Below are 7,685 nucleotides of genomic sequence, written 5' to 3' on the forward strand. Positions count from 1 at the left end.
GACAATGCATGTTCTGTGAACTAGAGTTTTGTGGATCCCATAAGGCGGTTAACGGAGTTAAAGTAAGGATATGAAACGCCCTGTAGAAGTAAATACATTAAATCGCTGGCCACACAACGATTGGCAACGATCTTATTTTTCAATAACCACATCTATCCGACCTCCTAACTAATGCCACTCTACACTGGTTGAGCTATTCCACATCTTGGATGCTAAAAATCTCATCGACGGCTTGAATCCTCCTCAAAATAAAGGATGTATGAAATGAAATCGAAGATATTCGTTGTCTTAATTTTAGTTATCTTATCTGCATGCTCTTCACAACCTTCAGTTAACAACGATGTACCCACACCGACCGCTCAGCAGATCACGTTAAATGTAGGCCTGTACCCCTATGTACCTCGTCCAGAACAATTCAAAAAGGTCCTGATCGAGGAATGGAATGCGATGCAAACCGGGATAACTCTAAACGTAATTACCGATGACAAATTGTGGGATGGTGGATATAGAACCTCTCCGGAAAATCTCGATGTGTTTGTATTTGATGCCCTATTTTTAAATAAATACCGAAACCAGGATTTGCTGGAACCGTTTTTAACTCAAGAAATCAATCCCGCTGGCCTCGACGATTTTCTTCCTTACGCTATCAATGGAGTTAAAAATTCCGACAATCAAACTTACGCCGGAATACCACTTTTGGGATGCACCAATATTTTGTTTTATAAGAAGAATTTGAATATTACTCCGTCGAGCACTCTCGCGGAAGTAAAGAAAGCAGTAAAAACGTGCAGATATACCGGTACTGTTCCTGGTGCAGGGGATAAAAATGGAATGATGCTTGATATTTCAGGATCAACAACAAACGGCACATTCTATGTTGCAACACAATACGCAATTCATGGGAAGTATCCTTTCCCAACACCTTCATCCATTGACGAAAAGGTTACACAGCGTTTAACCGAGCTAATGGAAATGAGCAGCTACTTAAATTCAACAAATGGTGACCTACAACCCTACCAACGCGGAATTTGGTTTGGAGAAGGTCATGGCAATAGTTTCGTAGGGTTTACAGAAGACATGTGGGGAATATCGCAAGGAAACGGGAAAAAATTGCCCGATGATTTTAGTTTCATGCCATTACCGCTCTGGAATCCAGGTGAAACCAGTAAACCTCTTTTTTTCGCCGATGTGATTGGCGTTAATGCAAAGAGTAAAAATTTGACTCATGCAAAAAAACTTGCCGCCTTGCTGGGTTCTAAAAAAGTCGTTGTTAAAAGCTCGACCGGAGCAACACAAGACGGGGTACCACAATACTTATTGCTCACTCTAAAATCCGCATTTGATGAGCTAGCAGTTTCATACCCAATTTATAAAGATATGAAACACGTAGCGAGTAACCCGGATATAAATATGTTCACCTTATCAAACGACTTGTACACCTGGTTCGACTCCAACAAGAGCGCCATTCGAACAGACATTCGGGAAGACTTCAGCTGCGGATGCGACAAGACTACCGATGTTTTCTTGATAGCAGCGAATGCTGCACAGGAATGCAATAAAGCTTGTGGAAAATTGGGTTGGAGTGAGCAATGGACGTCTGAACGCCCATTCGTTCCAGAATCAGCAAAAGGAGTCTGCGGATGCAATGCATGCGACATCCCCAGCTCTCCATAGTATTCAAATAAAAATATTATTACTGTTCTGACAATCTTAGCGTGGGAACAACCGCGCGACTGCATTAAAAACTGGCCAGGCAATCAACAAGAGGAAATGGAATGTATTACCCTAATTTACGATGGAAACAAGGAGAGATTAAAGCGCTGGAAAACGCTCCCGATGAGTGGATTTCGACAGTGTGCCCTATCTGGATAATAGAAAATCCACAGGGCGTTCTTGTTGATGCAGCCTTGGGAATTGCTTCCGTTTGGAGTGGCGACCAAATCCTTGATATGAGCAGAGTGGATATAGAAGATATTGAGGAAGACTTATACACAGCAGTGGAATCAACAAATCTTCCGTTTGCGATTCTGCCCCAAAGCGTACCTCACCTTACAAAAAATTTGCTGAAAGCTTTCTCGAAGCGTCCCTGTTTTCGGGTAGCGTGTCCTCCGTCTCTCGAAGAAACATTAGAAGTTGAAAGACACACCAAAAATATCGACCAAATCAAAGCCTTCGCAGAAAACCAAAACTTAATTGTAATCATTGATTTTGGCTTTGTTACTACGCACTTCGTTGATGAGAGTAAGCGCTTGGCTGAGATTGTTGAAATGTATTCTACAAATCTCAAGCGACAGATTATCGTATCGGGTGGCAGCTTCCCTAGCACACTACAAGACGTACAAGGAGCGCGCCCGATAGCCAGGATTGAAAAGAATTTGTACACAGAAATATCTGCAAATATTTCAACGACAATTCAGTACAGCGATTATGCGACATTGAGTCCCGATTGGAGTCAATCCGAAATATTGAGAAGCAACCATATCAATATTCGATACACACACGATGATCACTGGCTCGTGTTACGCCAAAGAGGGAAGGATGCCGCTGCCATTTACGAACTAACGCAACTGCTAGTCTTACAAGATGAGTATAGAGGGGCTGAATTTTCATGGGCCGACGATATATGGAAAAAAAGATCAGAAGAGCCGCCGCAAACTGGCCCAGGTAATTCGACCTTCCACGTTTCCGAATTTATCCATCATCACATCGCCCAAGTTGTTAAATACGGTTAGGGCACAACAACGGTAACCTAACCACATAGCCTCGCGTCCTGATAACTTCCGTCGGCGCGAGGCCCCCAACCATCTCTTCGCCCCTGGAGAGTGTCCAAAATCCAACGCCTCAAAATCGGGACAGTGGTTACAGCCTGTATCTTCATCTTCAGCTGCGAATGAGAGAGTTTACTCACCCCCTCGCTGTGGCCGATATAGGCGAGAAATGCTCTGGATTCATCGTTGGTAAGTAAATCCACCATTCCAGCAGCACCTACGTTTGGATTTGAGATTGATTTTCTCAGTGACTGCAAGGCGCCTCCCTTGGTCACTTCTAAAATTCCCCACCATTCCGGGACGATGTCAGTAGCCTGGGACAAATGTTTGGTAGCACAGACCAAGGTAACAAGGTCAAAGGACTGCTCATATTGCCACCCTTGGGCGACGAGCCTCTTTAACGTGTCGTTATGACTCTTGATTTCAAAACACTCCAAACGATTTGAGCAGTACACCAAATCTGCACGGACCAACCCATTTTGCAGCGAAACTTCCTCCAGCAACCTGCTGGCCGAAAAAGTCTTTCGTCTGGATAAGTACGCCGCCAGGCTAACTCTTATATCCGCATCATTCATAGCATCGACTTCAGTTTGACCTGCCGTAAGTATACCACTATTATGCTATTCAATTATGCATTTATCTATGACTTTATGAATATCGAAAAATTGCAAAATGATCTCCAATCCTTCTTCAAAAAGAAAGGACATACGACGTCCACGGCGATAGCTGATCTCTTAGAAATGCCGCAGTCAACGGTTCACAGAAGCTTATACAAAGAACACGCTAAGCTGACCAAGGGGATAGTAAAGCTATGCAATTATGCAAATTTTGATATCAGAAAATACAGCGATAAGGATCCGGCCTCGAACAAGTACTTAATGGAAGCATTAAACCTGGTGTGGAACGGAACGGACGCGCATGCCAAGCAACTGTCCAAGCTGCTAATGGTGGCCCACTCTTGTAGACTTAATGGAAATCAGAACGAGGCTTAGCAAGGTAATGGAATCGTTCACACCCCCTTCCAAATCGATCATTTACAAAATGATTAAAGATTGCGGAGTAAGCAAAACGCTCCTTAAACGAGTACTTCCTCAGTGGTGGGACGACAGCCTATTGAGTTCCAATACAGGGCTGCTTCAATTTTCTCTTTTGTTAAGGAATCGCCTCGGCATACAAATGGACGTGGCCGAATCCGGATCCGTAAGTTTCAGAGCTGCATCAACGCCCATCCAATTCAAAAAGCGAGCAAATACTGACCACGAAAAGCTTGCCGATGCCGCACTTTTAACCCAAGCGGTGGGGAAAACCTTTATTAGGATACTGAGATACAACGACGCCTTACAAAATACTGAATTGTTTTTTTCCGAACTTGCCCGTGCAAACGTGGATCTCGCGAATGTGGTGGACCTTCTGTGGAAGCACAACATTCCCGTTTTGTATTTAGATAATTTTCCGTCAGCGCTATCCCGCCCCGCGGGCGCCATTGTTCGTGACGAGGACTGTTACGCAATTGTTTTAAGTCACAAACATAAAAGCGTATCTACACAGCTATTTGTACTGCTTCATGAAATTGGTCACATGAAGCTCGGCCACTTAGAAACATCCGGCTTAATTACTGACGTAAGCATCTCGGCATTGGGAGAAACACTAAAAGAAGATACAGACCAGCAAGAAATCGAAGCGGATGAGTTCGCGTTGAACGTTCTCAGAAATGGAATCGATTTGAGAGGGCTATTACGCAATCTTGGTGCGATAGAGCGACCAGGAGAGCTCGCTTTACACGCGAAAAAACTGAGCAATTCACACAATGTGAACCCCGGTCATTTTGTGCTGACATATGGCAGAGAAACGCGTAATTGGATACTCGCACATCAAGCACTGAAGTTTCTGGAGCGCGATACGGCGCAAACCATATTCAAGGCATCTTATGAAAACGTGAAGAGCCGGTACAACATTAAAACTGACGATCTTGAGCTTCTAGAACGCTTGCAATAACAGGGATTGAAATGCTGCTTTTTGTTGATAATGACGTTGCCATAAAACTCGCGGAATACGAGCTACTGCTATGCCTTCAGGAAATCATTGCCAATTCAGGCCATGATATTCAAACACTTGAAAGCCTTCCTTATGTTGCAGGATTATTCAAACCAACCGGGAGAAAAAATTTACCCTCCAATGCAAAAGCGCTCGAACAACTCAAGGCCTTTATTGGGAAAACAGATATTGCATCAATTGCGTATCCTTCTACTTTTCAACTCATCGCATCTATTAACGATCCACACTTAGATGAAGGCGAACTTACACTTTTAGGCTGTGCGTTGGAGTCAGACGATCCCGCATTTTGCTCAGGCGACAAGAGGGCAATTCAAGCAGCAAACAAACTTGTAGAATCAAAAACTCTACCGTTAGAGCATTGCATAATCATCATTCTCGAACACACCTTAAAAATTCTTCTGAAGATCTATAATCCGGAAGAGGTCATCAGTAAAGTACTTGGCAAACCCAATGTTGACAAAGCCATTGATCTTTGTTTTCGAGGCGCCACGCCCGACACAATGGAGAATGTATTTGCAGCATTGGAAAGCTATATCGGCGACTTGAAAAGAAAATGTGATTCACTGACTTTTTGGGCGCTATAATTTAATCGAAAAAAAAGAAGACCATCCGATTGCCCCTTATGAAATATTTAGACGAAACGTCTCCAGAATGTCGGATTGAGGAGTTAATGATCTATGGGCGGTACAAGTCGACGCATTAAGAGGATGGCACCGGCATAGAGAAAAAACCGACATCTCATTAGTGCTAAATACTGGCGCAGGAAAGACACTTATATGCGCCTTGATATCACAATCTTTAGTGAACGAAACACGAGGAAAGGTTGTGTATGTTTGCGGATCAATTAAAATTATTCAACAAACTCAAAATAAATTTGAAAGCTATGGAATCAATGTCACCACTTACTTCCAAAATATATTCAGCAATGATCTTTTTGAGCAGAATAAAGCAGTATGCATTACAACATATCAAGCACTTTTCAACGGAAGGTCAAAGTTATTTAATGAAGAAGTTGACGCAATTATATTTTATGAGATCAATTATTGATAAGACACGCTGATTTGTTAGAAGAACTGGAATATTACGGGGCTGACATTAAAAAGATAATTGGCTCGCCAAGTTGATGAATAAGAGTATTCATGTTCGGAACGCTGGGACGTTGAGCTAACCTTGAAAATACGTGCACGACCTCGGAGCAGTTGAGTTTGTTCATCAGATTTATTTCATTTTAAATTATACCGATCGGATATGGTTTCTTTATGACGAGATGATTGTTAGCTCTATAAAAACTATTAGGAAGGGAAAGCTTCCGCAAGTGCAAATAGCTTTAAGGAAAAGATCAACAAAAGATTACTTTCGCAAACGTTCGTGCTAAAAAAGAACGGTAACGATACCTCTCGTCAACTTAAGGAGTTAGTGTGAAGGTTTATGAAAATATAATAATTGGTGACTTTTTATATGCATTGGGGATTTCAGTAGGAAAAGCCACCGCTGCACGAACACAGTTTTCTTCAATAAATCTTTTACAACAAACTCCGGCGGATCCTTTATTGGGAGATTTGCTGATGGAATACCCCGGTGTGGTGAAGCTAATCGAATTTAAGAATAAAAAAAGTAGCAAAGCAAAGGAGAAGGATAGAATTCGCCAACTGAAAATTGCTTTAACGGATAACAGGGAATTGACCGAGATATCGTGTGCTGTTCATTGGTATATCGAAACAGATCCACTAAAAGAAATCTGCTTCAACAAAATCGTCCCCTATTTAAATGCATTCGATACTCCTGGAACACACACCATCGAATCCTTCCTTGACGTCGTTACAGAAGAAGTTGTAAGTCCCAACGAAGAATTTAGCAAAGAAAGCATACAAGGTTATTTGCAAGTTGTTGCTGGTTGCCAAGGGACGCAGGATCGAAATCGCAGTAACAATGGGGAAATCGAAATGAGTTCTAGCGGCCTTTTATTGTGCGTCAGTAAAACTGGTTTGGCGTTCGTCCAATACACGAACCCTCTTCAGCTTCAGCTGCACCAGAGCGAATTTATTAAAAGTTTGAGTCAGGAGATGGGGTCAATAATGCGTTCAGGAATCGATAGCCAGAAAAATAAAAATCTGACGCGGAGCTTGGACTATGACAGAGGATATTCACTATGAAGCCTGAACATGCTGTGATGGAAGCGGCTTACAATTTGCTGAAGGCAGCGGAGCAGAATCAAGCGGAGCTGCAAAACTTGCTAAAAAAATTGGATTCATCCTCAGCGTTGCTGGAAACAAAATCGCGCGCGATGGATAACACCATCGCCAACGCAATCAAAACATCTGTTCAAGATGCATCGATTGAAATTGCTAAGAAAATAACAAAAGATCTGTTTAAAGCAAATGAACTTGCGAATGATGCCGCTGAACGATTAGATAAGGCATCTCAGAAGTCCTTTCTTATTTTTTCAATATTGCATTTTGTGTTCTTTGTAATGAGCATTCTTGTACTATGGTTTTTCTTTATGAGAGATATTCCAACAAGAGGTGAGTTAATTGTAATGCAGAACTCAGCTGACGAACTAAAAAAATATGGCGACGTGTATGATTGTCATGGAAAGAAATGCGTCGAAATAATTGGTGATTCCGGGTTGGTCTCAAGAACGCAAGGCGCACTCTATTATTTGAAGCCCAAGCGGTAATTTGCGGCATGGCTCGTGGATAGTACGATCAAAGTTGCTTCATCCTAAGTATAGGCAGTACAGACGCCCACCCGAATTGACAGTACAAATCTCCGACGAATAGAAATCTTTATCGGGGTTTTCAAACCATCGGAAATGAAAAAACCGCCGAAGGGCGGTTTCAGATTGCTGACAAACCCCACCCT

The 7,685-nt window shown here is 42.4% G+C and carries 7 protein-coding genes and 1 pseudogene; 7 read left to right on the plus strand and 1 reads right to left on the minus strand.

From position 1 onward, the window contains the following. Positions 1 to 264: 264 nt before the first annotated feature. Positions 265 to 1,674: a thiamine pyridinylase gene (bcmE, locus tag B2739_RS02185; protein ID WP_331344233.1), complete on the plus strand. Its 1,410-nt coding sequence runs from the start codon at positions 265 to 267 to the stop codon at positions 1,672 to 1,674. 101 nt (positions 1,675 to 1,775) lie between these two features. Further along, positions 1,776 to 2,732, plus strand: coding sequence for a beta family protein (locus B2739_RS02190; protein WP_331344234.1), 957 nt, complete (start codon positions 1,776 to 1,778; stop codon positions 2,730 to 2,732). 17 nt (positions 2,733 to 2,749) lie between these two features. Here B2739_RS02190 and B2739_RS02195 read toward each other — a convergent pair whose 3' ends face one another. Then, positions 2,750 to 3,343 carry a sce7726 family protein gene (locus B2739_RS02195; protein WP_331344235.1) on the minus strand — a complete coding sequence of 198 codons (594 nt, stop codon included), beginning with the start codon at positions 3,341 to 3,343 and terminating at the stop codon, positions 2,750 to 2,752. 394 nt (positions 3,344 to 3,737) lie between these two features. On the opposite strand from B2739_RS02195, the gene B2739_RS02200 reads away from it, so the two are divergent. The 5 genes and pseudogenes from B2739_RS02200 (at position 3,738) to B2739_RS02215 (ending at position 7,500) form a co-directional block, all read left to right on the plus strand. Continuing rightward, positions 3,738 to 4,763, plus strand: coding sequence for an ImmA/IrrE family metallo-endopeptidase (locus B2739_RS02200; protein ID WP_331344236.1), 1,026 nt, complete (start codon positions 3,738 to 3,740; stop codon positions 4,761 to 4,763). 11 nt (positions 4,764 to 4,774) lie between these two features. Then, positions 4,775 to 5,407 carry a hypothetical protein gene (locus B2739_RS02205; protein WP_331344237.1) on the plus strand — a complete coding sequence of 211 codons (633 nt, stop codon included), beginning with the start codon at positions 4,775 to 4,777 and terminating at the stop codon, positions 5,405 to 5,407. 109 nt (positions 5,408 to 5,516) lie between these two features. Next, positions 5,517 to 5,870 (plus strand): annotated as a pseudogene (locus B2739_RS17870) (DEAD/DEAH box helicase family protein); the annotation flags it as partial. Between the two features lie 371 nt (positions 5,871 to 6,241). Continuing rightward, positions 6,242 to 6,976 (plus strand): hypothetical protein, encoded by a 735-nt coding sequence (locus B2739_RS02210; protein ID WP_331344238.1) that lies wholly within the window; start codon positions 6,242 to 6,244, stop codon positions 6,974 to 6,976. After that, on the plus strand, positions 6,973 to 7,500 hold the full coding sequence (locus tag B2739_RS02215) for a hypothetical protein (protein WP_331344239.1): 528 nt from the start codon (positions 6,973 to 6,975) through the stop codon (positions 7,498 to 7,500). Before B2739_RS02210 ends, B2739_RS02215 begins: the two co-directional genes overlap by 4 nt. Positions 7,501 to 7,685: the final 185 nt, after the last annotated feature.

It is taken from the genome of Cellvibrio sp. UBA7661, assembly GCA_002483365.1.
Taxonomy (GTDB): Bacteria; Pseudomonadota; Gammaproteobacteria; order Pseudomonadales; family Cellvibrionaceae; genus Cellvibrio.